This window comes from Streptomyces sp. NPDC091280 (genome assembly GCF_044768565.1).
In the GTDB taxonomy this organism is placed as follows: Bacteria; Actinomycetota; Actinomycetes; order Streptomycetales; family Streptomycetaceae; genus Streptomyces.
Window position 1 is genome coordinate 270079 of the sequence record NZ_JBIVUZ010000004.1, and the last position, 25163, is coordinate 295241.

Annotated in this window: 19 protein-coding genes and 1 riboswitch; of the genes, 11 read left to right on the plus strand and 8 right to left on the minus strand. The window is 72.3% G+C overall.

Annotated features, from left to right (window positions below):
- Positions 1 to 137: 137 nt before the first annotated feature.
- Together ACIQPR_RS14515 and ACIQPR_RS14520 are read left to right on the plus strand one after the other, a co-directional pair.
- Complete coding sequence (locus tag ACIQPR_RS14515; protein ID WP_403647055.1) at positions 138 to 947, plus strand: GntR family transcriptional regulator; 810 nt, start codon at positions 138 to 140, stop codon at positions 945 to 947.
- A gap of 183 nt (positions 948 to 1130) precedes the next feature.
- Positions 1131 to 1388 carry a hypothetical protein gene (locus ACIQPR_RS14520; protein WP_403647058.1) on the plus strand — a complete coding sequence of 86 codons (258 nt, stop codon included), beginning with the start codon at positions 1131 to 1133 and terminating at the stop codon, positions 1386 to 1388.
- Between the two features lie 10 nt (positions 1389 to 1398).
- Here the strand turns inward: ACIQPR_RS14520 and ACIQPR_RS14525 are convergent, their stop codons facing one another.
- Complete coding sequence (locus ACIQPR_RS14525) at positions 1399 to 2181, minus strand: hypothetical protein (RefSeq protein ID WP_403647061.1); 783 nt, start codon at positions 2179 to 2181, stop codon at positions 1399 to 1401.
- Between the two features lie 138 nt (positions 2182 to 2319).
- Positions 2320 to 3999: a PucR family transcriptional regulator gene (locus ACIQPR_RS14530; protein WP_403647064.1), complete on the minus strand. Its 1680-nt coding sequence runs from the start codon at positions 3997 to 3999 to the stop codon at positions 2320 to 2322.
- Between the two features lie 323 nt (positions 4000 to 4322).
- On the opposite strand from ACIQPR_RS14530, the gene ACIQPR_RS14535 reads away from it, so the two are divergent.
- The 6 genes from ACIQPR_RS14535 to ACIQPR_RS14560 all read left to right on the plus strand — a co-directional run bounded on the left by ACIQPR_RS14535 (position 4323) and on the right by ACIQPR_RS14560 (position 11744).
- Positions 4323 to 5222, plus strand: a complete 900-nt coding sequence (locus ACIQPR_RS14535; RefSeq protein WP_403647067.1) for an FAD binding domain-containing protein — start codon at positions 4323 to 4325, stop codon at positions 5220 to 5222.
- Complete coding sequence (locus ACIQPR_RS14540; protein ID WP_403647070.1) at positions 5222 to 5809, plus strand: (2Fe-2S)-binding protein; 588 nt, start codon at positions 5222 to 5224, stop codon at positions 5807 to 5809. Before ACIQPR_RS14535 ends, ACIQPR_RS14540 begins: the two co-directional genes overlap by 1 nt.
- A gap of 1 nt (position 5810) precedes the next feature.
- Entirely contained in the window at positions 5811 to 8207 is a 2397-nt protein-coding gene (locus tag ACIQPR_RS14545) for a xanthine dehydrogenase family protein molybdopterin-binding subunit (RefSeq protein WP_403647073.1), read from the plus strand.
- Between the two features lie 116 nt (positions 8208 to 8323).
- Positions 8324 to 9784: an NCS2 family permease gene (locus ACIQPR_RS14550; RefSeq protein ID WP_403647075.1), complete on the plus strand. Its 1461-nt coding sequence runs from the start codon at positions 8324 to 8326 to the stop codon at positions 9782 to 9784.
- A 49-nt stretch (positions 9785 to 9833) separates the two neighbouring features.
- A complete protein-coding gene (locus ACIQPR_RS14555) occupies positions 9834 to 10985 on the plus strand; it encodes an XdhC family protein (RefSeq protein ID WP_403647077.1) in 1152 nt (383 codons plus the stop codon).
- Positions 10986 to 11102: 117 nt separating this feature from the next.
- The gene (locus ACIQPR_RS14560) at positions 11103 to 11744 is read left to right on the plus strand and encodes a LysE family translocator (RefSeq protein WP_403647079.1); all 642 of its coding nucleotides are present in this window, start codon (positions 11103 to 11105) and stop codon (positions 11742 to 11744) included.
- 63 nt (positions 11745 to 11807) lie between these two features.
- Here the strand turns inward: ACIQPR_RS14560 and ACIQPR_RS14565 are convergent, their stop codons facing one another.
- Entirely contained in the window at positions 11808 to 12248 is a 441-nt protein-coding gene (locus tag ACIQPR_RS14565) for an SRPBCC family protein (protein WP_403647082.1), read from the minus strand.
- Between the two features lie 114 nt (positions 12249 to 12362).
- Here ACIQPR_RS14565 and ACIQPR_RS14570 point away from each other — a divergent pair, with 114 nt between their 5' ends.
- Positions 12363 to 13376: a DUF2278 family protein gene (locus tag ACIQPR_RS14570; protein WP_403647085.1), complete on the plus strand. Its 1014-nt coding sequence runs from the start codon at positions 12363 to 12365 to the stop codon at positions 13374 to 13376.
- 87 nt (positions 13377 to 13463) lie between these two features.
- Positions 13464 to 14678, plus strand: a complete 1215-nt coding sequence (locus ACIQPR_RS14575; RefSeq protein WP_403647087.1) for a cytochrome P450 — start codon at positions 13464 to 13466, stop codon at positions 14676 to 14678.
- A 51-nt stretch (positions 14679 to 14729) separates the two neighbouring features.
- Here the strand turns inward: ACIQPR_RS14575 and ACIQPR_RS14580 are convergent, their stop codons facing one another.
- From ACIQPR_RS14580 to ACIQPR_RS14600, 5 genes are all read right to left on the minus strand, one after another.
- Positions 14730 to 15308, minus strand: a complete 579-nt coding sequence (locus ACIQPR_RS14580) for a histidine phosphatase family protein (RefSeq protein ID WP_403647090.1) — start codon at positions 15306 to 15308, stop codon at positions 14730 to 14732.
- A 119-nt stretch (positions 15309 to 15427) separates the two neighbouring features.
- Positions 15428 to 17746, minus strand: a complete 2319-nt coding sequence (metE, locus tag ACIQPR_RS14585) for a 5-methyltetrahydropteroyltriglutamate--homocysteine S-methyltransferase (protein WP_403647093.1) — start codon at positions 17744 to 17746, stop codon at positions 15428 to 15430.
- Between the two features lie 154 nt (positions 17747 to 17900).
- A riboswitch (cobalamin riboswitch) is annotated at positions 17901 to 18128 on the minus strand.
- Between the two features lie 48 nt (positions 18129 to 18176).
- Positions 18177 to 19160 carry a methylmalonyl Co-A mutase-associated GTPase MeaB gene (gene meaB, locus ACIQPR_RS14590; protein WP_403647095.1) on the minus strand — a complete coding sequence of 328 codons (984 nt, stop codon included), beginning with the start codon at positions 19158 to 19160 and terminating at the stop codon, positions 18177 to 18179.
- Positions 19157 to 21343, minus strand: coding sequence for a methylmalonyl-CoA mutase (gene scpA, locus ACIQPR_RS14595; RefSeq protein ID WP_403647098.1), 2187 nt, complete (start codon positions 21341 to 21343; stop codon positions 19157 to 19159). Before scpA ends, meaB begins: the two co-directional genes overlap by 4 nt.
- Positions 21343 to 23148, minus strand: coding sequence for a methylmalonyl-CoA mutase family protein (locus ACIQPR_RS14600; protein ID WP_403647101.1), 1806 nt, complete (start codon positions 23146 to 23148; stop codon positions 21343 to 21345). The genes scpA and ACIQPR_RS14600 overlap by 1 nt, the downstream gene beginning before the upstream one ends.
- Positions 23149 to 23512: 364 nt before the next feature.
- On the opposite strand from ACIQPR_RS14600, the gene ACIQPR_RS14605 reads away from it, so the two are divergent.
- Positions 23513 to 25120, plus strand: a complete 1608-nt coding sequence (locus ACIQPR_RS14605) for a purple acid phosphatase family protein (protein WP_403647104.1) — start codon at positions 23513 to 23515, stop codon at positions 25118 to 25120.
- Positions 25121 to 25163: the final 43 nt, after the last annotated feature.

Consider the following 25163-nt stretch of genomic DNA (forward strand, 5'->3'; position numbering starts at 1 on the left):
GTTGGTTTAGAGGTAAGGCTTACCTTACCCAACGGGTACGGGATTTGAACTAGTCCGATCTGCGCCTAAGGTGCTTGACGGGCGAGTAACAAGCAGCCGTAATGACCCCAAGTACCGACACGTCCGGAGGAGGACCCGTGAAGCAGGGCGCGCAGGGCTCCGCCGCGACCGGCATACCTGAGCCGCGCACCCGGGGGAACCGCGTGCCGCCCCAGCCGGGCGCCGCCGACGTGGGCCGCGGCCGGGGCCCCGCGGACGGCGCGGACGCGGTGCGCGGCGAGCACACGCACAGCGAGCCGCCGTTCCCCCGCCCCCGGCAGACCCTCCAACGGCCCTCCGTGCGCGGGCAGATACTCGACGCCCTGCGCACCGCGCTCCTCGGCGGCGAACTGACCCCCGGCGAGGTCTACTCCGCGCCCGTGCTCGGCGACCGGTTCGGCGTCTCCGCCACCCCCGTGCGCGAGGCCATGCAGCAGCTCGCCACCGAGGGCGCCGTCGAGGTCGTGCCGAACCGGGGTTTCCGCGTCGTCGAGCGGGGCGCCCGGGAACTCGCCGAGCTGGCGGAGATCCGCGCCCTGATCGAGGTGCCCGTGATGCTGCGGCTGGCCCGTACGGTGCCCCGTGCCCGCTGGGCCGAACTGCGCCCGCTCGCCGAGGGGGCCGTGCGCGCCGCGTCCTCCGGGTGCCGGGCGACCTACGCCGAGTCCGACCGGGCCTTCCACCGCGCGGTCCTCGCTCTCTCCGGCAACGAACAGCTCGTGCACCTCGCCGAGGACCTGCACCGCCGCACCCAGTGGCCGCCGGCCGCCGGCCCGGCCGCGCGCGGCGCCCGCGCCGACCTGATGGCCGACGCGGCCGAACACCTCGCGCTCCTTGAGGCCTTGGGCGCGGGGGAGTGGGACGTGGCGCAGTCACTGGTGCGGAAGCACTTCGCGGGCGCCGAGTGAGACAGAAGGCGCGAGTGACACCGAAGATCCCCCAGTGACACCGAAGACTCGAGTGAAACCGAATATGTGACTCCGGTCACGAGCGGGTCCGGGTCCGGCGACCGTGGGCCCCGACGGGAACCCGCCGGCCGCCGGTGACGTGCCCCACGGAAAGGCAGGACCGTTCCGTGGGGGAGAGCGCCGATGTTTCCGAATCCCGGCCAGCAGGCCGCACAGCGAGGTGCCGAGCAGTCCGCACGCCGTGCCGCGGAGGACGGCATGCGGGCCGCGCAGGCGGGCGCCCGGCGCGGCCACTCCCGTTCCGGCGGCGGCCTGTTGAGCTTCCTCCTGCTCGTCGCCGTCGCGGTACTGGTCGCCCGCGACCCCGAACTCCGGTCGTCCGTCCTGCACTTCGTCCACCACGTCGTGAACGTCGTACAGCAGCGGACGAGCGACTCCTGACCGGGACCTGCTAGGCGGTGGCCGCCCCCGGCGCCGGTACCGCCAACTGCCGTGCCAGCCACGTCGGTACACCGCCGAGCAGCCGGAACAGCCGTCGCGCCTCCTCGCGCAGCCGGGACGCCTCCGGCTCCACCTCCGCGTCCGCGAGCGACGCGAGGGCCGGGGCCGTACCGACGAGGTAGCCCAACTCCTCGCGGATGCGCAGGGATTCGGCGAAGCCGTGCCGGGCCTCTGCCAACTCCCCGTCCCGCAGGGCGAGTCCGGCCAGGTGGCGCCAGGTGAACGACAGCAGCAACGGGTCGGCGTGGTCGGCGGCCCCCGCGTGGGCGCGCCGGTACGCGGCCCCCGCGGCCTGCGGCGAACGCGCCAGGTTCTCCGCGAGCAGCCCCCGCCGGAAGTCCAGCAGTGCCCGCCCCGAGCCGCCCGGCGGGATCAGCGCCGCCGCCCGCCCGAGCGCGGCCCGCGCCTCGTCGGCGCGGTCGCGGACCCCGTGCAGGGTGGCCGCGTAGGCGAGGTGACCGCGTTCACAAGCCGCCGCGCCCCGCTCGTCGTCACTGTGGGCCAGCGCCTCCGCCGTGCGCAGCGCGTCCTCGGCCTCCTCCCAGCCCTGCTCGGTGTAGAGACACCGCTCCACGAGCAGCGCGGTCCGCTGGAGGGCCGGTGCCGCGGTGTCGGGCCGCAGCAGCGCCGCCGCGTCGGCCCAGCAGGCCCGCGAGCGCAGCCGCCACACCGCGGTCTGGAGGGGATCGTCACTTTCGGTCGTTCCATATCCAGACATGGCGGAATGCGCCACGTTGCCCTCCCCGGCACACCATTGAGCTGTTGAGTGGTGGCCGCATCTCAGCACGAATCCCGGGGCCCGGCCAAGAGGGTGGGTGAAAGAATTCACAAAGTCGTGTGATCGTCGAGGGGCCCTCGCGGGACCGCTCGGTCAGCTCATCCGCAGCGCCAGGAAGAAATCCAGCTTGTCCTCAAGGCGCGAGAGGTCCCGGCTCGTCAACTGCTCGATCCTGCCCACCCGGTAGCGCAACGTGTTGACGTGCAGATGCAGCCGGGTCGCACAGCGCGTCCACGAGCCGTCGCAGTCCAGGAACGCCTCCAGCGTCGGAATCAGCTCCGCGCGGTGCTTGCGGTCGTAGTCGCGCAGCGGGTCGAGGAGGCGCGCGGTGAACGCCCGCCGCACGTCGTCCGGCACGAAGGGGAGCAGCAGGACGTGCGAGGCCAGTTCCTGGTGGCCCGCCGCGCACACCCGTCCCGGCCGCGCCGCCGCCACCCGCCGCGCGTGCCGCGCCTCCTCCAGCGCCCCGCGCAGCCCCTCCGCCGAGTGCACGGCCGCGCTCACCCCGAGCGTCACCCGCCCGTCGCCGTCGAGCCCGGCCGACAGTGGATCCCGTACGGCTGCCAGCAGCGCGTCCGCGTGCAGCCCGGACTCGGAGCCGTCGTGCTCCGCCGACACCGCGGGCAGTGGCACGAGCGCGATGGCCTCCTCGCCCAAGTGGGCCACGGCGATCCGGTCGGCGGGCTCGGGTCCCGTCGTCAGCGGGTCGACCAGGATCTCCTCAAGCAGCGCCTGGGCGACCGGCCCGGCCTCGATCCCGCCGCCCTCCCACTCGACCCGGGCCACGACCACCTGCCAGTGCGGGGCCGCGCCGAGCCCCGGCAGCAGGACGGGGGCGGCGACCCGCAGCCGCGCGGCGATCTCGGCGGGCGCGGCACCCGTCTGGACCAGCTCCAGGACCTCCTGCGCGAGCCGTCTGCGGACCGTGCGCGCCGCGTCCCGCCGCTCCCGCTCGACCGCGATCAGCTGGGTGACGCCCTGCAACAGGTCCAGCCGCTCGTCCGGCCAGTCCCCGGCGTCCGCCTCGACCGCCAGCACCCAGTCCGACAGCACGGTCTCGCGCACGTCCCGGGAGCCCTGCGCGGACCGCCCGCCGCCGCGGATCGGGAAGAGGGAGTACGTCGACGCCCCGAGCGTCGGCCGGTGCGGTCCCCGGCGGCCCGTGCGGACGGCGGCCAGGTGCTCGGCGGCCAGCCCGGCGCACACGTCGGGGGGCAGCGGGGCCCCCGCCGCCGACATCTTCGCGCCCGCGATCAGCCGCCCGGTCGGCGACAGCACCCACGCCCGCAGATCGAGGTCGGAGCCCAGCAGGTCCAGCACCACGTCCGGGCCGCCGCCCGCCGGGCCCGAGGTCATCATCCGGCGGTGCCGGTCCACCACGGCCGCCAGATCACCGGCCCGCTCGCCGGACACCTGCCGTACGACGTGTTCGGTGATCGTCGCGAACGCCACCGACTCGTTGACCGCGAACAGGGGCAGCCGGTGCTTGGCGCAGGCGGCTATCAGGTCGTCCGGGATGTCCCGCAGCTCGGCCTCGCCGGCGGCCAGCGCGGCCACCCCGGCGGCCACCAGGAGCCGTACGAACGGCTCGGAGTCGGTCGCGTCCCGGCGCCAGGCGAGACCGGTCAGGACCAGTTCGCCGCCCGACAGATAGCGGCTGGGGTCCCGCAGGTCGGTGGTCATCACACCGCGCACCGCGCGGTCCAGCTCGTCCGCGCCGCCGAGCAGCCGCAGCCCCAGCGCATCGGTGTCCAGAAGTGCGCGCAGCCGCATCGCCGTCGCCGCCGTTCCTTGTCTAGAAAACTACGATGAACCATGAGGTGCCGTGGGTGCGGGGCCGTGCGGGGCTGGTTCCCACGTTTCCACAGGGAATCGGAGGGGTTACTGATGACCTCCGTTCATACGAATCTACAAGATGCCCGCGCTGGCCAGCCAACTCCTTCATGGTTTCGGTGACTGACCCCGTGGGAGTACAGCCCTGTGTACTGACCTCACGCTGCATGAACAGCGCATGAACGAGCCGGGCCCGCCGCACACGAACTGGCTTGATCCGTACGACCCCCGTACGACCCACGAGACGAAGAAGAGAGCCGGTCATGGACTTCCTTCGCCCCGCAAGCTGGGAGGAGGCGCTCGCCGCGAAGGCCGAGCACCCCACCGCAGTACCGATCGCGGGCGGCACCGATGTGATGGTCGAGATCAACTTCGACCACCGCCGGCCCGAGTACCTGCTCGACCTGAACCGCATCGGTGATCTCTACGAATGGGAGGTCGGCGCGGACAGCGTCCGGCTCGGGGCCTCGGTCCCCTACACCCGGATCATGGAGCACCTGCGCGCCGAACTGCCGGGCCTCTCCCTCGCCTCGCACACCGTCGCCTCCCCGCAGATCCGCAACCGCGGCGGCGTCGGCGGCAACCTCGGCACCGCCTCCCCGGCCGGCGACGCCCACCCCGCGCTCCTCGCGGCCGGCGCCGAGGTCGAGGCCGAGTCGGTGCGCGGCACCCGGCTCATCCCGATCGACGCGTTCTACACCGGCGTCAAGCGCAACGCGCTCGCCCCCGACGAGCTGATCCGCGCCGTGCACATCAAGAAGGCGGACGGCCCGCAGCAGTACTCCAAGGTCGGCACCCGCAACGCCATGGTGATCGCGGTCTGTGCCTTCGGCCTGGCCCTGCACCCGGCCACCCGTACGGTCCGCACCGGCATCGGATCGGCCGCGCCGACCCCCGTTCGGGCGAAGGCGGCCGAGGAATTCCTGAACGCGGCGCTCGACGAGGGCGGCTTCTGGGAGAGCGGGAAGATCATCACCCCTTCGGTCGCCAAGCAGTTCGCGGACCTGTGCTCGGCCGCCTGCAACCCCATCGACGACGTCCGGGGCACCGCGAGCTACCGCCGCCACGCGGTCGGCATCATGGCCCGCCGCACCCTGACCTGGACCTGGGAGTCCTACCGCGGCTCCGACGGCCGGACCTACAAGAAGGGGAGCGCCGCGTAATGCGCGTCAATTTCACGGTCAACGGCCGCCCGCAGGAAGCGGACGACGTGTGGGAGGGCGAGTCCCTGCTGTACGTGCTGCGCGAGCGGATGGGCCTGCCGGGCTCGAAGAACGCGTGCGAGCAGGGCGAGTGCGGTTCCTGCACCGTCCGCCTGGACGGCGTCCCGGTGTGTTCGTGTCTGGTCGCCGCCGGGCAGGTCGAGGGCCGCGAGGTCGTCACCGTCGAGGGCCTCGCGGACTACGCCAAGCAACGCGCGGAGCACGGCGGTTGCGCAACGGCCGCCCACGGTACGTCCGTTGACGAGGCCAAGGGCTGGCAGGCCAAGCCGCCGCTCGATTCCCAGACCGGCGAGGGCACCGAACTCGCCCCCATCCAGCAGGCGTTCATCGACGCCGGCGCCGTCCAGTGCGGCTTCTGCACCCCCGGACTCCTCGTCGCCGCCGACGAGATGCTGGAGCGCAACCCGACCCCGACCGACGCGGACATCCGCGAGGCGCTCTCGGGCAACCTGTGCCGCTGCACCGGCTACGAGAAGATCATGGACGCGGTCCGGCTGGCGGCGGCCCGACAGGGAGAGGCGGTCTGACATGTCCGTCAAGGACACCCCCATCGGTACTCCCACCAAGGTCACCCAGCGTTCGAAGACCAGGGGCGGCATCGGCGAGTCCACGCTCCGCCCGGACGGCACCCTCAAGGTCACCGGCGAGTTCGCGTACTCCTCCGACATGTGGCACGAGGACATGCTCTGGGGCCAGATCCTGCGCTCCACGGTCGCGCACGCCGAGATCGTCTCCATCGACACCGTCGAGGCGCTGAAGACCCCGGGCGTCTACGCCGTCATGACCTACGACGACCTGCCGACCGACGTGAAGAACTACGGCCTGGAGATCCAGGACACCCCCGTCCTCGCCCACGGCAAGGTCCGCCACCACGGCGAGCCGGTCGCGATCGTCGCCGCCGACCACCCGGAGACGGCCCGCCGGGCAGCCGCGAAGATCAAGGTCGAGTACCGCGAACTCCCGGTCATCACCGACGAGTTGTCGGCCACCGCCCCCGACGCGATCCTCGTCCACGAGGGCCGCGACGACCACCACATCGGCCATGTCCCGCACCCCAACATCGTGCACCGCCAGCCGATCGTGCGCGGCGACGTCGAGGCCGCCCGCGAGCGCGCCGACTTCATCGTCGAGGGCGAGTACACCTTCGGCATGCAGGACCAGGCGTTCCTCGGCCCCGAGTCCGGACTCGCCGTGCCCGCCGAGGACGGCGGCGTCGACCTGTACATCGCCACCCAGTGGCTGCACTCCGACCTGCGCCAGATCGCGCCCGTGCTCGGCCTGCCCGAGGACAAGGTCCGGATGACGCTGTCGGGCGTCGGCGGCGCGTTCGGCGGGCGCGAGGACCTGTCGATGCAGATCCACGCCTGTCTGCTGGCCCTGCGCACCGGCAAACCCGTCAAGATCGTCTACAACCGCTTCGAGTCCTTCTTCGGGCACGTCCACCGCCACCCCGCCAAGCTCCACTACGAGCACGGCGCCACCAAGGACGGCAAGCTCACCCACCTCAAGGCCCGGATCGTGCTGGACGGCGGCGCCTACGCGTCCGCCTCCCCGGCCGTCGTGGGAAACGCCTCCTCGCTCGGCGCCGGCCCCTACGTCGTCGACAACGTCGACATCGAGGCCATCGCGCTCTACACCAACAACCCGCCCTGCGGCGCGATGCGCGGCTTCGGCGCGGTCCAGGCGTGCTTCGCCTACGAGGCCCAGATGGACAAGCTCGCCGACGAGGTGGGCATGGACCGGGTCGCGTTCCGCCAGCTCAACGCGATGGAACAGGGCACGGTCATGCCGACCGGCCAGGTCGTCGACTCCCCGGCCCCCGTCGCCGAACTCCTGCGCCGCGTCAAGGCGATGCCCATGCCGCCCGAGCAGCAGTGGCTCGCCGCCGGAGAGGCCGCCGACGTACGGCAGTTGCCGGGCGGACTGTCCAACACCACGCACGGCGAAGGCGTCGTACGCGGTGTCGGCTACGCGGTCGGCATCAAGAACGTCGGCTTCTCCGAGGGCTTCGACGACTACTCGACGGCCAAGGTCCGCCTGGAAGTCGTCGGCGGTGAGCCGGTCGCGGTCGTGCACACCGCGATGGCGGAGGTCGGCCAGGGCGGAGTGACCGTCCACGCGCAGATCGCCCGCACCGAGCTGGGCGTCACCCAGGTGACCATCAACCCGGCGGACACGCAGGTGGGTTCGGCGGGTTCGACCTCCGCGTCCCGGCAGACCTACGTCACCGGCGGCGCGGTCAAGAACTCCTGCGAGCTGGTCCGCGAGAAGGTCCTGGAGCTGGGCCGCCGCAAGCTCGGCACCTACCACCCGGCCTGGGCCACCGCCGAACTCCTGCTGGAGGGCGGCAAGGTGGTCACCGACGCGGGCGAGGTCCTCGCCGACATCGCCGACGTCCTCGAAGACCAAGCCGTCGAGATCGAGGCCGAGTGGCGCCACCGCCCCACCGAGGCCTTCGACCTGCGCACCGGACAGGGCTTCGGGCACGTCCAGTACACCTTCGCCGCGCACCGCGCCGTCGTCGAGGTCGACACCGAACTCGGCCTGGTCAAGGTCGTCGAGCTGGCCTGCGCGCAGGACGTCGGCAAGGCGCTCAACCCGCTGTCCGTGCTCGGCCAGATCCAGGGCGGTACGACCCAGGGCCTCGGCATCGCGGTCATGGAGGAGATCATCGTCGACCCGAAGACCGCCAAGGTCAGGAACCCGTCCTTCACGGACTACCTGATCCCCACCATCCTCGACACCCCGACCATTCCGGTCGATGTGCTCGAACTCGCCGACGAGCACGCCCCGTACGGGCTGCGCGGCATCGGCGAGGCCCCCACCCTGTCGTCGACTCCCGCTGTCCTGGCGGCGATCCGCGACGCGACGGGGCTGGAACTGAACAGGACACCGGTTCGCCCGGAGCACCTCACCGGCACGTGACCCCTCCGGGTCCCCAGTTGTTCGTCTCGGGCCGTCCCCCGGGTCGTCCATCCCAAATCCCGCGCGCCGCCGCAGGCCGCGAGCGGGTGCCCCTGTGAACCTTGGGAGATGGCCCCATGACCCAGCAGTCAGTGGAACCCAGGACCGGCGCCGAAGACGCGGGTGAAGGAACCCGCGTCCCGGCCGGCCGGTCCTGGCTCGACCGTTACTTCCACATCTCGAAACGGGGATCGACGCTCGCGCGCGAAGTGCGCGGCGGAGTCACCACCTTCATGGCGATGGCGTACATCCTGCTGCTCAACCCTCTGATCCTGTCCGGCAAGGACGTGGCGGGGGACACCCTCGGGCAGCGGGGCCTGATCACCGCGACCGCGTTCGCGGCGGCCCTGACCACGCTCCTGATGGGCTTCGTCGGCAAGGTGCCACTCGCCCTCGCCGCCGGACTGTCCGTCTCCGGAGTGCTCTCCTCGCAGGTCGCCCCGCAGATGACCTGGCCGCAGGCGATGGGCATGTGCGTGCTGTACGGCGTGGTCATCATGCTGCTGGTCGTCACCGGCCTGCGCGAGATGATCATGAACGCGATCCCGCTCGCGCTGAAACACGGCATCACGATGGGCATCGGCCTGTTCATCGCGCTCATCGGCTTCTACAAGTCGGGCTTCGTGCACCAGGGAAAGGCGACCCCGGTCACGCTCGGCCCGGCCGGTGAACTCGCGGGCTGGCCCGTCCTGTTGTTCGCCGGCACCCTGCTCCTCATCTTCATGCTCCAGGCCCGCAACCTGCCCGGCGCCATCCTCGTCGGCATCATCACCGGCACGGTCGTCGCCGCCATCCTCAACGCCGCCGGGGTCATCGACCCCAGGCAGTGGGCGAGCGGCGCCGCCCCCGAACTCCACGGCAGCGCGGTGTCGATGCCCGACTTCTCGCTCTTCGGCCAGGTGGAGTTCGGCGGCTGGGGCAAGGTCGGCGCGATGACGGTCGGCATGATCGTGTTCACGCTCGTGCTGGCCGGCTTCTTCGACGCGATGGCCACCATCATCGGCGTCGGCACCGAGGCGAAACTCGCCGACGACAGGGGCCGGATGCCGGGCCTGTCCAAGGCACTGTTCATCGACGGCGCGGGCGGCGCGATCGGCGGGGTGGCGGGCGGCTCCGGCCAGACCGTCTTCATCGAGTCGGCGACGGGCGTCGGGGAGGGAGCGCGCACCGGCCTCGCCTCCGTCGTCACCGGACTGTTCTTCGCCGCCTGCCTCTTCTTCACCCCGCTCACCGCGATCGTCCCGCAGGAGGTCGCCTCCGCCGCCCTGGTCGTCATCGGCTCGATGATGCTGATGAACGCCCGGCACGTCGACTGGGCCGACCGCGCCACCGCGATCCCGGTCTTCCTCACCGTCGTCGTGATGCCCTTCACCTACAGCATCACCGCCGGCGTCTCCGCGGGAGTCATCTCCTACGTCGCCATCAAGACCGCCCAGGGCAGGGCACGGGAGATCGGCCCCTTCATGTGGGCCCTGACCGCGATCTTCCTCGTCTACTTCGCCCTCCACCCGATCGAGAGCTGGCTCGGCGTCCACTAGCCGGACGCCACAACAGCCCCTTCCCGCAACCCCGTTAGGAGACCGAGAGATGCTGGACATCGCCGAGGAGCTGCACCGGTGGGTCGAGCAGGGCCGCGACTTCGCCGTCGCCACCGTGGTGGCCGTCGGCGGCAGCGCACCCCGCCAGCCCGGCGCCGCCCTCGCGGTGGACGCCGACGGCACGGCGATCGGCTCGGTCTCCGGGGGCTGCGTCGAAGGCGCGGTCTACGACCTGTGCCAACAGGCCCTCCAGGACGGCGAAACCGTCCTGGAGCGCTTCGGCTACAGCGACGAGGACGCCTTCGCCGTGGGCCTGACCTGCGGCGGAGTCATCGACATCCTCGTGACACCGGTACGGGCCACCGACCCCGCCCGCCCGGTGATCACCGCCGCCCTCTCCACCGCGACGAGCGGCGGGACGGCGGCACTGGCCCGGATCGTCTCGGGCCCGGCCCACCTGCGGGGACACGCACTCCTCGTCCACCCCGACGGTTCCTACGACGGCGGCTTCGGCGCCCACCCCGAACTGGACCGCTCGGTCGCCGCCGAGGCCGCGGCCCAGCTGGACGCGGGCCGCACCCGCACCGTCGAGATCGGCGAACGCGGCTCCCGCTGCGGATCCCCGCTCACCGTCCTGGTCGAGTCGTCCGTCCCGCCGCCCCGGATGATCGTGTTCGGCGCGATCGACTTCGCGTCCGCGCTGGTCCGGATCGGCAAGTTCCTCGGCTACCGCGTGACGGTGTGCGACGCCCGCCCCGTCTTCGCCACCAGGACCCGCTTCCCCGACGCCGACGAGATCGTCGTCGAGTGGCCGCACACCTACCTGGAACGCACCGACGTCGACGCCCGGACCGTCCTGTGCGTCCTCACCCACGACGCCAAGTTCGACGTACCGCTGCTGCGCCTGGCCCTGCGGCTCCCGGTGGCGTACGTCGGCGCGATGGGCTCCCGCCGCACCCACCTCGACCGCAACGAACGGCTGCGCGAAGTCGGCGTCACGGAACTGGAGTTGGCCCGGCTGAGATCCCCGATCGGTCTCGACCTCGGCGCCCGCACCCCGGAGGAGACGGCCCTGTCGATCGCCGCCGAGATCGTCGCGAACCGACGCGGCGGCAGCGGAGTCCCCCTGACCGGCGCGCACACCCCGATCCACCACGACACGACGGCGCCGGCCGCCCTGCGGATCGGCTCGGTGGCCTGAACTCCCGCCGCCGGCGCGGTAGTACGGGCCGGTCCGCACGGAGAAGGCGGTGTCGCCCGTCACCGCGACCAGGGAAATGGGTTGCGGGCCCCGGGCGCCCCCGCCTTCCATGGGCACATGGTGTCCACCGACCGACTGCTCGCCTTCGCGGCGCTGTCCTTCCTGCTGATCGTGGTGCCCGGCCCCAGCGTGCTGTTCGTGATCGGCCGGGCGCTGGCCCACGGCCGCCGCGCCGCGCTGACCACCGTGCTGGGCAACACGCTCGGCGCCTACCTCCTCGTCGTGGCGGTCGCCCTCGGTGTCGGCTCGCTCGTGGAGCGCTCGGTGCTCGTCTTCACGACCCTCAAGCTCGCCGGCGCCGCCTACCTGGTCTTCCTCGGGGTCAAGGCGTGGCGTCGACGCGGCTCGCTGCGGGCCGCGTTCACCTCCGAGGAGGCGCCCCCGCACAGCGGTTGGCGCACCCTCTGGGAGGGGTTCGCCGTAGGGGTCGCCAACCCCAAGACGATCGTGTTCTTCGCCGCCGTACTGCCCCAGTTCGTGGACCGCGGACAAGGCCGTGTGACGGCCCAGATGCTGCTGCTCGGCCTGGTCTTCAACCTCATCGCCGTGCTCTGCGACAGCCTGTGGGGCCTGGTCGCCGCCACCGCCCGCGACTGGTTCGCCCGCTCACCGCGCCGGCTGTCGGCGGTCGGCGGCGCGGGCGGCCTCACGATGATCGGCCTGGGCGTGACGGTCGCGGTGACAGGCCGCAAGGACTGACCCGGCCGCAGTTCACCGCGCCAGGTCGTGTCCGCGAGGCAGGCGGGACCTCGCGGACACGGCCTAAGGCCGCCTGAGCAGGCGGTTCACCGCCCGTCCGAACATCGATCGCGCCGCCCACCGCAGCGGTCCGTCGAGGAGCGGGGGCAGGAACCGGACCCGCAGTTCCTCGTGCCAGACCACGCGGCTGCGGCCCCCCGGGCCCGGCCGCACCTCGATCTCCGCCCAGCCCAGGACCACCCGCCCCCGCTTCTCCAGCCGTACCAGACCCGGTTCGTCCTCCGTCGGCGGTCGCCACACGGTGACCTCCATCCGGTCGTCGAAGCCGAGCGGGCCGAGACCGGAGCGGGCCACGAACACCGTGCCCTCCCCGGTCGGCGGGGGAGTGAGCACGGTGACCCGGGTCAGCGGGACCACCTCGCCGTGGCGCGGCCACTCCGTCAACCGGCGCCACGCCTCCTCCAGCGGGAGCGGTGCGGTGCGTTCGAGACGGAAGTCGACCATGGAGGGATCGTAGAGAACGCGGCACGGTCGGCGGTACTTTCGTCGGGGGTATCACACCCTTGGCCCAGCCGTTCACGGGCCCGCGCACGCACACCACGGGGGGAGTCGGTCGTCATGCCACTGAAGGCCTACGGCGTACTGATCGCACGAGCACTGGACACCCGGCGCGAGGGCGCCGCCGGTACACCGCACTACCAGATCCACCTCGCGGACGACTCGGGCACGCACTACCGCGCGGCCGTCAACGTCCTGTCCCAGGAGCGGCCCTCCGAGCTGCTCTACCTCGTCGGCGAGGACTTCCAGCACCCGGTCACGGCCCGGCTGGAGCCGCTGCCGAGCGGCTGGAACACGCTGCTGCCCGGACCCGGCGGCCCGAATCTCGACTTCGTGCGCGGCAACCTCTTCGACCCGGCCCGGCTGCGCACGCTCCCGCCGGACGCCAGCGGTCCCGACAACGACCTCGCCGACCTCCTCGACCACTACGTACGACGCGCGGTCGACGCCCCGGACGCCCGGCTGTACGTCTTCGGCGAGCGCTTCGGCCCCGAACCCACCGTCAAGGACAAGGTGTTCGGGTTCCTGCCCGGCAACGGCGTGCACGACATCCACATGAACCAGGGCAACAGCCGCCGGTTCAGCGGCGACGACGGCGTGTGGCAGGACGGCGGCATCCTGATCCACTTCCCGGCGCAGTCGCGCTGGGTGGCGATCTTCCTCGCCTTCCAGAGCCAGTCGTGGCACACCGACGACACCACCGGCCACACCCTGGACGGCACCGACGGTTCGCGCGACGCGCCCGACGGCCGACCGGTCCGGATCGTGGCGGCCCTGGTCAACCCCCGTGGCCCGGCACCCGAGTCGGAGAGCGTCACCCTCCTCAACGCCTCGCCCGACCCCGTCGACCTGACCGGCTGGCAGGTCCGGGACCGGCTCGGCACCACCTGCGCGGTACCGGCCTCCGGCCCGCTCGCCGCCGGCGCCCCACTCCTCGTCCCGCTCACGGACGGCGTCCAACTCGGCAACCAGGGAGGCGAGATCACCCTCCTCGACGCGGGCGGCCTCAAGGCGCACGGTGTCTCGTACACCGCCGACCAGGCCGCGCGGGAAGGCTGGACCGTGGTGTTCTGACGCTGCCCAAAACCTCCCTTCCGCACCGCGTGCGCGTACGGCACCATGAGCCCGACCCGCACCGCACCACCGGCCGGAGGGCGTCCCGTGGACCGCGAACCGCACGCCGGACTCGACGAGTTGCAGCGCGATCCCTACCCCTACTACGCGCGGGCCCGGCAGACCGAGGGCCTCACCCACGTCCCCGAACTCGACGCCTGGCTAGTGGCCCGGGACGCGGACGTCCGCGAAGTCCTGCGCCGCCCCGACGACTTCTCCTCGGCCCTCGCGCTACGGCCCGACGTGCTGCCCTCGCCCGCCGCGCTCGCCGTCCTCGGCGGCGGCTTCGGCGGGCGGCCGGTCGTCGTCACCGCGGACGGCGCCCGGCACCAGCGGCTGCGCGCACCCATCGTCCGCGGCCTCGCCCCCTCCCGCGTCACGGCCGTCCTGCCCTACGCCGCCGAGCGCGCCGCCGCCCTGGTGGACGCCTTCGCCGGGGACGGGCACGTCGAGCTGATGTCGGCGTACGCCAGGCGGCTCCCCGGCGATGTCATCGGGCGGATCGTCGGCCTGGACCCCGCCGATGTGCCCGGAGTCGTCCACGGCGGCCACCGCGCCGAGGAGTTGCTGTTCCGTCCGCTGGCGGAGGCCGAGCAGGTCGCCGCCGCCCAGGACGTGGTCGCGATGCAGCACACCCTCGACCGGTACGCGCGCGAACGGCACGGGCGGCCCCGCGAGGACCTCTGCTCGGAGCTGGTCGCCTCCGTCGCCGAGGGCCCGCTGACCCTGGAGCACCGGCACCAACTCGTATCCGACCTCCAGAACCTGCTGATCGCCGGACACCTCACCACCACCGCGCTCATCGGTACGACCGTGCTGCATCTGCTCCGCCACCCGCGCCAGTGGGAGCTGCTGTGCGCCGAACCCGGACGCATCCCGGCGGCCGTCGAGGAGGCGGCCCGCTACGACACCGCGCTCCAGGGCTTCCGCCGGACCACCACCCGGCCGCTCGTCCTCGCCGGTACCGAACTCCCGGCCGGAGCACAGCTGTTCATCGCCTTCGGCGCGGCCAACCGGGACGAGCGGCGCCACCCGCGCGCCGACACCTTCGACATCACCCGCTCCCCGGTCGCCCGCCATCTCGCCTTCGGCCTCGGTGTGCACGGCTGCCCGGGCTCCCAGCTCGCCCGGGAGCAACTGCGGCTCACCCTGGAGGAGTTGACGCGCCGACTGCCCGGTCTGCGGCTCGCGGCGGACCGTCCGGTGGTCATGCGGCCCACGATGATCCACCGTTCCCCCTACGAACTGCACCTGAGGTGGTGAGCGGCGCGCGCCCCGGCCCCGGTGGCCACGGCGGAGACCCCGCTCCCCGCGTCAGCGGCCCTCGGACTCCAGCTCCCGCCCGAGCCGCAGGTTCCATCGCCCGGAGCGTCCGCTGAGCTCGGTCGCGGTCAGCGGCGGTACGTCGAGCCGCCAGAAGGCGGGTCCGGGCGCGTCGAGGACCGTGACCGCCAGGGCCCGTACGAACTCCTGCTCCACCACCGCGAGGGTCCGCCCCTCGACCGCCGCCGAGGCCGCCAGCCATCCGGCCGCCCGCTCGCACAGCGCCCGCACCGGCTCCCCGCCGTGGGGCACCGCGTCCGGGTCGGTGAGCCAGGACATCACCGCGTCCGGTTCCCGCGCCATCACCTCGTCCAGGGTCAGACCCCGCCAGCGGCCCATGTCGAGACCGGCCGCCGCCGGTTCCGGGACGGCCGAGAGACCGAGGGCGGCGGCCGTCTCCAGACAGCGCGCGGTGGGGGAGACCAGCACCCGGTCGGCCGCCCCGAGCCGGCTGGCGGACGCCTCGGCGCGGGTGCGGCCACTCGGGTCGAGCGGACTGCCGTCGTCGAAGCGGGCCTCCCGCAGGGACCGGTTCGACGCCGGTGTGATCAAGGTGATGCGGCTGGTCACTCGCTCGCTCCAGTTCTCCGGACAGGGGGTACGGCCATCGTCCCCCCCTGCGCTGCCCTGCGGGGCGGGGCCGACCGGGAGGGTTCCCCCGGCCGACCCCGCCCCGTTCGTCCCTCGGGTCAGGAACCCGCCAGTTCCTCCCGGACCGTACGGGCCGCCGTGACCAGGTTCTCCAGCGACGCGCGGGTCTCGGGCCAGCCGCGGGTCTTCAGCCCGCAGTCGGGATTGACCCACAGCCGCTCCGGCGCGATGGCCTCAAGTCCCTTGCGCAGCAGGGCCGCCGCCTCGTCCGCGCCGGGCACGCGCGGCGAGTGGATGTCGTACACGCCGGGTCCCGCCTCGCGCGGATAGCCGTGCCCGGCCAGCTCGCGCGCCACCTGCATGTGGGAGCGGGCCGCCTCCAGACTGATGACGTCGGCGTCGAGGTCGTCGATGGCCCGCACGATGTCGCCGAACTCGGCGTAGCACATGTGGGTGTGGATCTGGGTGTCCGGCCGGACCCCGGCGGTGGTCAGCCGGAACGCCTCCGTCGCCCACGCGAGATACGCCTCCCGGTCCGCCGCCCGCAGCGGAAGGGTCTCGCGTAGTGCCGGTTCGTCGACCTGGATGACCGAAGTCCCGGCCGCCTCAAGGTCGTTCACCTCGTCGCGCAGGGCGAGGGCGACCTGCCGGGCGGTGTCGCCGAGCGGCTGGTCGTCGCGCACGAAGGACCAGGCGAGCATGGTGACCGGCCCGGTGAGCATGCCCTTGACCGGGCGCGCGGTGAGCGACTGGGCGTACGTCGTCCAGCGGACCGTCATCGGCTCGGGGCGGGAGATGTCACCGGCCAGGATCGGCGGCCGGACGTAACGGGTGCCGTAGGACTGGACCCAGCCGTGCCGGGTGGCGAGGTAGCCGGTGAGCTGCTCGGCGAAGTACTGGACCATGTCGTTGCGTTCGGGCTCGCCGTGCACCAGGACGTCGAGGCCGGTCTTCTCCTGGAAGGAGACCACCTCGCCGATCTCCGCCCTGATGCGCTCCTCGTACCCGGCCGTGTCGATCCGGTTCGCCCTCAAGTCGGCGCGGGCGGTGCGCAGTTCGGCGGTCTGCGGGAAGGAGCCGATCGTGGTGGTCGGCAGCAGGGGCAGACCGAGCCGCGCCCGCTGGGCGGTGGTCCGCTCGCCGTACGGCTGCGAGCGGCGGGCGTCGGCCTCGGTGACGGCGGCGGCACGGGCCCGTACGGCGGGGTCCCGGGTGATCGGGGAGCCCGCGCGGGAGGCCAGGTCGGCGCGGTTCGCGGCCAGTTGGGCGGAGATCGTGCCGGTGCCCCGGGCCAGGCCCTGGGCGAGGGTGACGATCTCCCGCGTCTTCTGCCGCGCGAACGCAAGCCAGCGCAGGAGCTGCGGCTCGATGTCCCGCTCGGCGGCGGCGTCGAGCGGGACGTGCAGCAGGGAGCAGGAGGCGGCCACGTCGACCCGGTCGGCGAGACCGAGCAACGTGCCCAGTACGGCAAGGGACTTGGTGAGGTCGTTGACCCAGATGTTGCGGCCGTCGACCACTCCGGCGACCAGCCGCTTCCCGGGCAGCCCGCCCACCGCGGCCAGGGCGTCCAGGTTGGCGGCCCCGGCCCCGGTGAAGTCCAGCGCCAGCCCCTCCACCGGAGCCTTCGCCAGGACCGGCAAGGCGTCGCCGAGCCGGTCGAAGTAGGAGGCGACCAGCAGCTTCGGGCGGTCGGTGAGCGCGCCGAGGTCGCGGTAGGCGCGCTCGGCGGCGTTCAGTTCGGCCGGGGTGCGGTCCTGCACGAGCGCGGGCTCGTCGAGCTGCGCCCACTCCGCGCCCGCCGCCCGCAGATCCGCCAGCACCTCGGCGTACACGGGCAGCAGCCGGTCCAGCAGGGTCAGCGGCTCGAAGTCGGCGGGCGCGTCGGGCGCGGGCTTGGCGAGCAGCAGATAGGTGACCGGGCCGACGAGGACCGGGCGGGCCGTGAGCCCCAGCGCGAGCGCCTCACGGAACTCGCCGACCTGCTTGCCGGAGTCGGCGGTGAACACCGTGTCCGGCCCCAACTCGGGCACCAGGTAGTGGTAGTTGGTGTCGAACCACTTCGTCATCTCCAGCGGCGCCACGTCCTGCGTGCCGCGCGCCATCGCGAAGTACCCGTCCAGCGCGTCGAGTTCGACGGCGGCACGGAGGCGGGCGGGGATCGCGCCGACCATGACGCTGGTGTCCAGGACATGGTCGTAGTACGAGAAGTCGCCGGTCGGCACTTCGTGGAGGCCGGCCTCGGCCAGCTGCCGCCAGGTGGCGCGGCGCAGTCCGGCGGCGGTGGCCCGGAGGGTGTCGGCGTCGACGCGGCCCTTCCAGTAGCCCTCGATCGCCTTCTTCAGTTCCCGGTCCGGGCCCTGGCGGGGGTAGCCGTACACGGTGGCGCGTGCTGCCGCGGCTGCGGTCTTGGTGGTCACGGAGATCTCCTTCGCGAGATGAATCCCTGAGATCCCGGACGACGGGACGAGGGCGCGAAGGGATGACGGACCGGACGGCGGCGGTCGGGTGACCGTCCGTCCGGTGTGTTCGCCGACCCGCCCACGAGGTCACCGGGATGTCCGCGCGCGAACAGGTCGCGTACGGGCAACGGGCAGGTCTTCGGACTCGCGGGCCCGCCCTCCGGAAACCGGAGGACACCTACTGGCCGTCGCTTCCCAGGCCCGGTCTGTTCGGGTCCAGTGCTTATGACGGCGGTCGTTCCCACTCACCGCTGCGGGGCAGTCCCGGATTCCCACCGGGTTCCCTCTTACGACGCATCCCGCCTGGCGGACGGGGCGAACCAGCTGCGTGCACCAGCCTAGAGGGTGCGGGGCGGATACGTCGATCTTCGGGCCGTCGGCCGGCCGCTCAGCCGGACCCGGATCCGAAGGCCCGCAGGATCTCCTCCGCCGCCACGGTCGCCGTCAACTCGCCTTCCCGCACCCGGCGTTCGAGATCCGGCGCCAGCGCCCGCACCGCCGGATCGGCGTGCAGCCTGCCCAGCAGCTCGTCGCGGACCATCGTCCACGTCCAGTCCACCTGCTGCGCACGGCGTTTGGCGGCCAGCCGGCCCGTGGAGTCCAGCAGCGACCGGTGCTGTTCCAGGCGCTCCCACACCGTGTCCAGGCCGGTGCCCTCGCGGGCGCTGCAACTCAGCACCGGTGGGGTCCAGGCGGCGTCGGCGGGGTGCATCAGCCGCAGCGCGCCCGCCAACTCCCGTGCCGCGCCCCGCGCGTCGCGCTCGTGCGGGCCGTCCGCCTTGTTGACGGCGATGACGTCCGCCAGTTCCAGGACGCCCTTCTTGATGCCCTGCAACTGGTCGCCCGTGCGGGCCAGGGTCAACAGCAGGAAGGAGTCGACCATGTTGGCCACGGCCGTCTCGGACTGGCCGACGCCCACCGTCTCGACCAGGACGACGTCGTAGCCCGCCGCCTCCATGACCACGATCGACTCCCGGGTCGCCTTCGCGACGCCGCCGAGCGTGCCCGCGGTGGGGGAGGGGCGGACGAAGGCCGCCGGGTCCACGGCCAGCCGCTCCATGCGGGTCTTGTCGCCGAGGATCGAGCCGCCCGTCCGGGTCGAGGACGGGTCCACGGCGAGGACCGCGACCCGGAACCCGAGCGAGGTGAGCAGCGTGCCGAAGGCGTCGATGAACGTCGACTTGCCGACGCCCGGCACCCCGCTGATGCCGATCCGCCGCGCCTTGCCGCTGTGCGGCAGCAGCTCGGTCAGCAACTCCTGTGCCATGACGCGGTGTTGGGGCCTGGTCGACTCGACGAGGGTGATGGCGCGGGCCACCAGGGCCCGCTTGCCGTCGAGCACGCCCTTCACATAGGTGTCGACATCGATCACGGGGTGTGCCCGAGGTCGGTGGCCAGCCGCTCGACCAGGTCGTAGGCCGCGTCCGGGATCACCGTCCCGGGCGGGAACACGGCCGCCGCGCCCATCTCCAGGAGCGTGGGCACGTCCTGCGGCGGGATCACCCCGCCGACCACGATCATGATGTCCTCGCGGCCCTCCTCGGCGAGCGACTCCTTCAGCGCCGGTACGAGCGTGAGGTGTCCGGCGGCCAGCGAGGACACCCCGACGACGTGCACGTCCGCCTCGACGGCCTGCCGGGCCACCTCGCCGGGGGTCTGGAAGAGGGGGCCGACGTCGACGTCGAAGCCGAGGTCGGCGAAGGCGGTCGCGATCACCTTCTGGCCGCGGTCGTGGCCGTCCTGGCCCATCTTGGCGACCAGGATGCGCGGGCGGCGGCCCTCGGCCTCCTCGAACTCGGCCACCAGGGCGCGGGTGCGTTCGACGGACGGGGACTCGCCGGCTTCGGTGCGGTACACACCGGAGATCGTACGGATCTGGCTGGCGTGGCGCCCGTACACCTTCTCCAGCGCGTCGGAGATCTCACCGACCGTGGCCTTCGCGCGGGCCGCGTCCACCGCCAGCTCCAGCAGGTTGCCGGTGCCCTCGGCGGCCCGGGTCAGCGCGTGCAGCGCGTCCTGGGTGGCCTGTTCGTCGCGCTCGGCGCGCAACCGCCGCAGTTTCTCGATCTGCTGGGTGCGCACGGAGGAGTTGTCGACCTTGAGGACGTCGATCTCCTCGTCGGTCTCCACCCGGTACTTGTTGACGCCGATGACCGGCTGGCGCCCGGAGTCGATACGCGCCTGGGTGCGGGCCGCGGCCTCCTCGATGCGGAGCTTGGGGATGCCCGCGTCGATCGCCTTGGCCATACCGCCCGCCGCCTCGACCTCCTCGATGTGCTGCCAGGCCCGGCGCGCGAGGTCGTAGGTCAGCTTCTCGACATACGCGCTGCCGCCCCACGGGTCGATGACCCGGGTGGTGCCGGACTCCTGCTGGATGAGGAGCTGGGTGTTGCGGGCGATACGGGCCGAGAAGTCGGTCGGCAGGGCGAGCGCCTCGTCCAGGGCGTTGGTGTGCAGCGACTGCGTGTGGCCCTGCGTGGCCGCCATCGCCTCCACCGCCGTACGCGTCACGTTGTTGAACACGTCCTGCGCGGTCAGCGACCAGCCCGAGGTCTGCGAATGGGTGCGCAGGGAGAGGGACTTGGCGTTCTGCGGGTCGAACTGCCGGACCAGCTTGGCCCACAGCAGCCGGGCCGCCCGCAGCTTCGCGATCTCCATGAAGAAGTTCATGCCGATCGCCCAGAAGAACGACAGCCGGGGCGCGAACGCGTCCACGTCCATCCCCGCCGCCCGGCCCGCCCGGATGTACTCGACACCGTCCGCGAGGGTGTACGCCAGCTCCAGGTCGGCCGTCGCGCCCGCCTCCTGGATGTGGTAGCCGGAGATGGAGATCGAGTTGTAGCGGGGCATCCGCTGCGAGGTGAAGGCGAAGATGTCGGAGATGATCCGCATCGACGGCTTCGGCGGATAGATGTAGGTGTTGCGGACCATGAACTCCTTGAGGATGTCGTTCTGGATGGTCCCGGCCAGCTTCTCGGGCGGTACGCCCTGTTCCTCCGCCGCCACGATGTAGAGGGCGAGCACGGGCAGCACCGCGCCGTTCATCGTCATCGACACGGTCATCCGGTCCAGCGGGATGCCGTCGAAGAGCTGGCGCATGTCGTAGATCGAGTCGATCGCCACGCCCGCCATGCCGACGTCACCGGTCACCCGCGGGTGGTCGCTGTCGTAACCCCGGTGCGTGGGCAGGTCGAAGGCGACCGACAGGCCCTTCTGACCGGCCGCCAGGTTGCGCCGGTAGAACGCGTTGGACTCCTCGGCCGTGGAGAAGCCCGCGTACTGCCGGATCGTCCAGGGCTGGTTGACGTACATCGTCGGGTACGGGCCGCGCAGATACGGCGCGATGCCCGGATAGGTGGCCAGGAAGTCCAGGCCCTCCAGGTCCTGCCCCGTGTACAGCGGTTTGACCGCGATGCCCTCCGGGGTCTCCCACAGGAGGTCGTCGCCGCCCGCCGCCTTCTTGACGGCGTCACGCCATTCGTCGGGTCCGGCTGCGGCGGCCGGGGCCCCCAGCTCGATCCCCGAGAAGTCGGGGATACGCCCCTTCGCTGCCATCAGGACACTCCCATGCGGTCGAGGGTGGCGGACAGAACGGCTACCGCGTCACAGCCCGCGAAGACATAGGCGTCGACACCGGGATACTGCCCGGGCCGGCCCGCGAGGAACACGTGCCCGGCCCCGGCCGACCTCAACTCCCTCGCGACGTCGGCCGCCTGCTCCTCGTACAGCGCGTCGCTCGAACACAGGCAGGCCTCGGTGGCGCCGCTGTCGGCGAAGCCGCCCGAGGTGACCGGCTCGATGCCGCCCGCCTGGAACAGGTTCGACGCGAAGGTGAGCCGGGCGGTGTGCGCGGCGGCCGGGCCGAGCGCGGCCAGGAAGACGCGCGGGCGGGAGCCGGTCGCCGCGAGGTGGGCGTCGGAGCGGGCGCGCAGTGCCTCGAAGGCCTCGTCGCGGCGCACCCGCGGCAGCCCGCCGGAGGGCTCCGCGGGGGCGGGGGCGCGCTCCGGGAGACGTTCGGCGAGATTCGGGAACTCACTGACACCGGTGATGGGTTCGCGGCGCTTGGCGAGCCTCGCGCTCCTCGCCGCCCAGGTGGTCGCGAGGTCCTCGCGAAGGCTGCCGGAGTCCAACACGGCCGCCTGGCCGCCCTGTTGCTCGATGCGCTGGAAGAACTCCCAGCCCGCGTGGGCGAGTTCGTCCGTGAGCCGCTCCACGTACCAGGAACCGCCCGCCGGGTCGATCACCCGGGCCAGCTGCGACTCCTCGACCAGGATCGTCGAGGTGTTGCGGGCGATCCGGCGCGCGAACGCGTCCGGCAGGCCCAGCGCGTGGTCGAAGGGCAGCACGGTGACGGACTCGGCGCCGCCCACCCCGGCGGCCAGCGTCGCGACCGTCGTGCGCAGCATGTTCACCCACGGGTCGCGGCGGGACATCATCACCGGGGAGGTCACCGCGTGCTGCACCTGCCCGCCCGGCGCCCCGCACACCTCGGCGACCCGCGCCCACAGCCGGCGCGCCGCGCGCAGCTTGGCGACGGTCAGGAATTGGTCGGCGGTCGCCGCGTACCTGAACTCCAGCTGCCCCACGGCCTGTTCGACACTCAGCCCGGCCTCGGTCAGCTCCCGCAGATACGCCACACCGGTCGCCAGCGAGGCGCCCAGCTCCTGCCCCGCCGAACCCCCTGCCTCGTGGTACGGCAGCGCGTCCACGGTCAGCGCGCGCAGCCCCGGGTACTCCTCGGCACAGCGCCGGGCGAGCGCGGCGACCGGCACGAAGTCGAAGCCCTCCTCCCCGGTGCGGGCCGCGAAGCCCAGCGGGTCGGCGCCCAGATTGCCCCGGACCGCCGTGGGCTCGACGCCCCGCTGCTCGTACAGCCGTAGCAACTCGGCCGCGGCGGCGGCGACTTCGGGGCCCGCGTCGAGGACGACGGGGGCCAGGTCGAGATAGACGCCGGTGAGGGTGGAGTCGAGCCGCTCGACCGGGATGCCGTGCTCGCCGACGGCCAGCCACAGCGAGGTGACGCCGTTCTCCAGGTCGCCGAGGACCGCGGAGTTGTCGGCGGTCGTGTGCCGCTGCCGTACGTCCCAGCCGCCGAGGGTGTTGCCCTCGGCCCGGCCGCCCCGTACGAACGGGGCGAAGCCGGGGAGGCCGGGGTCGGGCGCGGAGTCGTCGGCGGTGTAGAGGGGACGGGCGCGCAGCCCGTCCTCCAGCGAGGTGGACAGGGCGTCTTCCGCTCCCGCGCCCGAGACTTCCTTGCCCGACTTGCGCAGTACGCCTTCCACCAGGCGTTGCCACTGCTCATGGGTCGCGTCAGGGAACTCGGCGGCCAGCGAGAGCCCGTCGTCGGGCAGGACCGTCATGCTCGGATGCTAGGGCAAACGTGCAGGTGAGCAGCAGAGGACGCGGCTGTGACCTTTGCCTCGCCGGGCGGTCTAGACAACCTGCGGCGCGGTGTCGGCCCACGAGCGCGCCGCCGCACCGGCACCGATGCCGGCGGCACCGACCGCGGCGGCGGTGGCCGGAATCGGTCCCTCGGCTCGCCCTCCGGCGGCCGTCCGTGTCAACGGAGTGGCGGCCCCTGGCAAAGCGCGGGGCAAGAATCGCCCGCGCCGACCGGCCCATGGGATGCGATGACCGTCTGGCAACGCACCGTTCACTCAGGAGCCGCCGGGAAGCGCCAGGGTGCGGACGTTGTCAGCTCAACTGCCAGCCAGGGAGGGCATCATGGCCGCACAGACAGAGACACCGGACGCTTCGGCGCAGTCGTCCGAGGGGGTCAGCCGACGGCACGCGATCGGTCTGCTCGGTACGGCCGGCGCGGGCGCCGCCGTCACCCCCTTGCTGGGAGCGGGCACGGCACAGGCCGCCCCCCTGGCCGCCCCGGCACTCCACCTGACCGCCGACGCCTCCGGCGCCTCGCCGGTCCAGGGCCTGCACCTCACCTTCGGGGCGGACCCGCGCACCCAGATGACGGTCTCGTGGATCACCGACAAACCGGTGACCAGACCCGTCGTGCGCTACGGCACCCTGGAGCACGGCTTCGGCTCCAGCGCCAAGGCCCGCACGGTCAGCTACGTCGACGGCACCTCCAACCGCACCGTCTACGTCCACCACGCCGCGCTGAACAAGCTCACCCCGGACACCGACTACCTCTACCTCGCCACCCACGAGGGCGCGACGCCCGACAGCGGTACGTTCCGCACCGCCCCGCGCGGCCGGAAGCCGATCACCTTCACCAGCTTCGGCGACCAGTCCGCCCCGCAGGTCACCTGGGCGGCCAACGGCACGGTCGGGCTCGACGCGAACTCCACGCCCGCGACGAAGGACATCGTCACCGGCATCGAGCAGGTCGCACCGCTCTTCCACCTGCTCAACGGCGACCTCTGCTACGCCAACCTGGACGTCGACCGGGTCCGCACCTGGAACAACTTCTTCACCAACAACACCCGTTCGGCGCGCTTCCGCCCCTGGATGCCGGCGGCCGGCAACCACGAGATCGAGAAGGCCAACGGCCCGATCGGACTCGGCGCCTACCAGACCTACTTCGACCTGCCGTCCACCGAGACCGACGCCGAACTCGCGGGCCTCTACTACGCGTTCACGGCCGGCTCGGTCCGGGTCATCGTGCTCCAGAACGACGACAACTGCCTCCAGGACGGCGGCGACGTCTACATCAGCGGCTACTCCGGCGGACGCCAACTCGCCTTCCTGGAGAAGGAGTTGAAGGCGGCCCGGGCCTCGCGCGACACCGACTGGATCGTCGTCGCCATGCACCAGGTCATGGTCAGCTCCACCGACGCCAACGGCGCCGACCTGGGCCTGCGCCAGAAGTACGGCCCGCTCTTCGACCGCTACGGCGTCGACCTGGTCCTGTGCGGCCACGAGCACAACTACGAACGCTCGCTCGCCGTGCGCGGAGTGGTCAGCGGCACCGAGACGCTCACCCCCAACCCCGTCTCCACGGCCACCGACGACATCGACACCGGCCTCGGCACCGTGCACATGATCCTCGGCGGCGGTGGCGTCTCGGGCACCACGAACCAGAGCTTCTTCAAGGACGGCACCGGCAAGGTGATCACGTCCGTGTCGGCGACCCCCGGCTCCAACGGCAAGCGCACCGCCACCTACACCAAGGAGGAGGCGGTCTGGATCGGCGTCCGCGACACCGAACACCCCTACGGCTTCGCCGCGTTCACCGTCGACCCCGGCGCGCACCCCGGCGACACCACCCGCATGCACGTGACCTACTACAACGTGAACAAGCCGAACGGCGACCTGTCGGTGTTCGAGAACTTCACCCTCCACCGCAAGCGCTCGGACGGCCACCGCTAGGGCCTGCCCGCGAAGTCCCGTCGTTCGCCCGGGAGGTAGGCGG

What these genes read in the sequence shown, in the direction of transcription:
- ACIQPR_RS14520 (WP_403647058.1), top strand. Translation starts at nt 1,131, where the DNA reads ATGTTTCCGAATCCCGGCCAGCAGGCCGCACAGCGAGGTGCCGAGCAG.
- ACIQPR_RS14530 (WP_403647064.1), bottom strand. Translation starts at nt 3,999, where the DNA reads ATGCGGCTGCGCGCACTTCTGGACACCGATGCGCTGGGGCTGCGGCTG.
- ACIQPR_RS14535 (WP_403647067.1), top strand. Translation starts at nt 4,323, where the DNA reads ATGGACTTCCTTCGCCCCGCAAGCTGGGAGGAGGCGCTCGCCGCGAAG.
- ACIQPR_RS14540 (WP_403647070.1), top strand. Translation starts at nt 5,222, where the DNA reads ATGCGCGTCAATTTCACGGTCAACGGCCGCCCGCAGGAAGCGGACGAC.
- ACIQPR_RS14545 (WP_403647073.1), top strand. Translation starts at nt 5,811, where the DNA reads ATGTCCGTCAAGGACACCCCCATCGGTACTCCCACCAAGGTCACCCAG.
- ACIQPR_RS14550 (WP_403647075.1), top strand. Translation starts at nt 8,324, where the DNA reads ATGACCCAGCAGTCAGTGGAACCCAGGACCGGCGCCGAAGACGCGGGT.
- ACIQPR_RS14555 (WP_403647077.1), top strand. Translation starts at nt 9,834, where the DNA reads ATGCTGGACATCGCCGAGGAGCTGCACCGGTGGGTCGAGCAGGGCCGC.
- ACIQPR_RS14560 (WP_403647079.1), top strand. Translation starts at nt 11,103, where the DNA reads ATGGTGTCCACCGACCGACTGCTCGCCTTCGCGGCGCTGTCCTTCCTG.
- ACIQPR_RS14565 (WP_403647082.1), bottom strand. Translation starts at nt 12,248, where the DNA reads ATGGTCGACTTCCGTCTCGAACGCACCGCACCGCTCCCGCTGGAGGAG.
- ACIQPR_RS14570 (WP_403647085.1), top strand. Translation starts at nt 12,363, where the DNA reads ATGCCACTGAAGGCCTACGGCGTACTGATCGCACGAGCACTGGACACC.
- scpA (WP_403647098.1), bottom strand. Translation starts at nt 21,343, where the DNA reads ATGGCAGCGAAGGGGCGTATCCCCGACTTCTCGGGGATCGAGCTGGGG.
- ACIQPR_RS14600 (WP_403647101.1), bottom strand. Translation starts at nt 23,148, where the DNA reads ATGACGGTCCTGCCCGACGACGGGCTCTCGCTGGCCGCCGAGTTCCCT.
- ACIQPR_RS14605 (WP_403647104.1), top strand. Translation starts at nt 23,513, where the DNA reads ATGGCCGCACAGACAGAGACACCGGACGCTTCGGCGCAGTCGTCCGAG.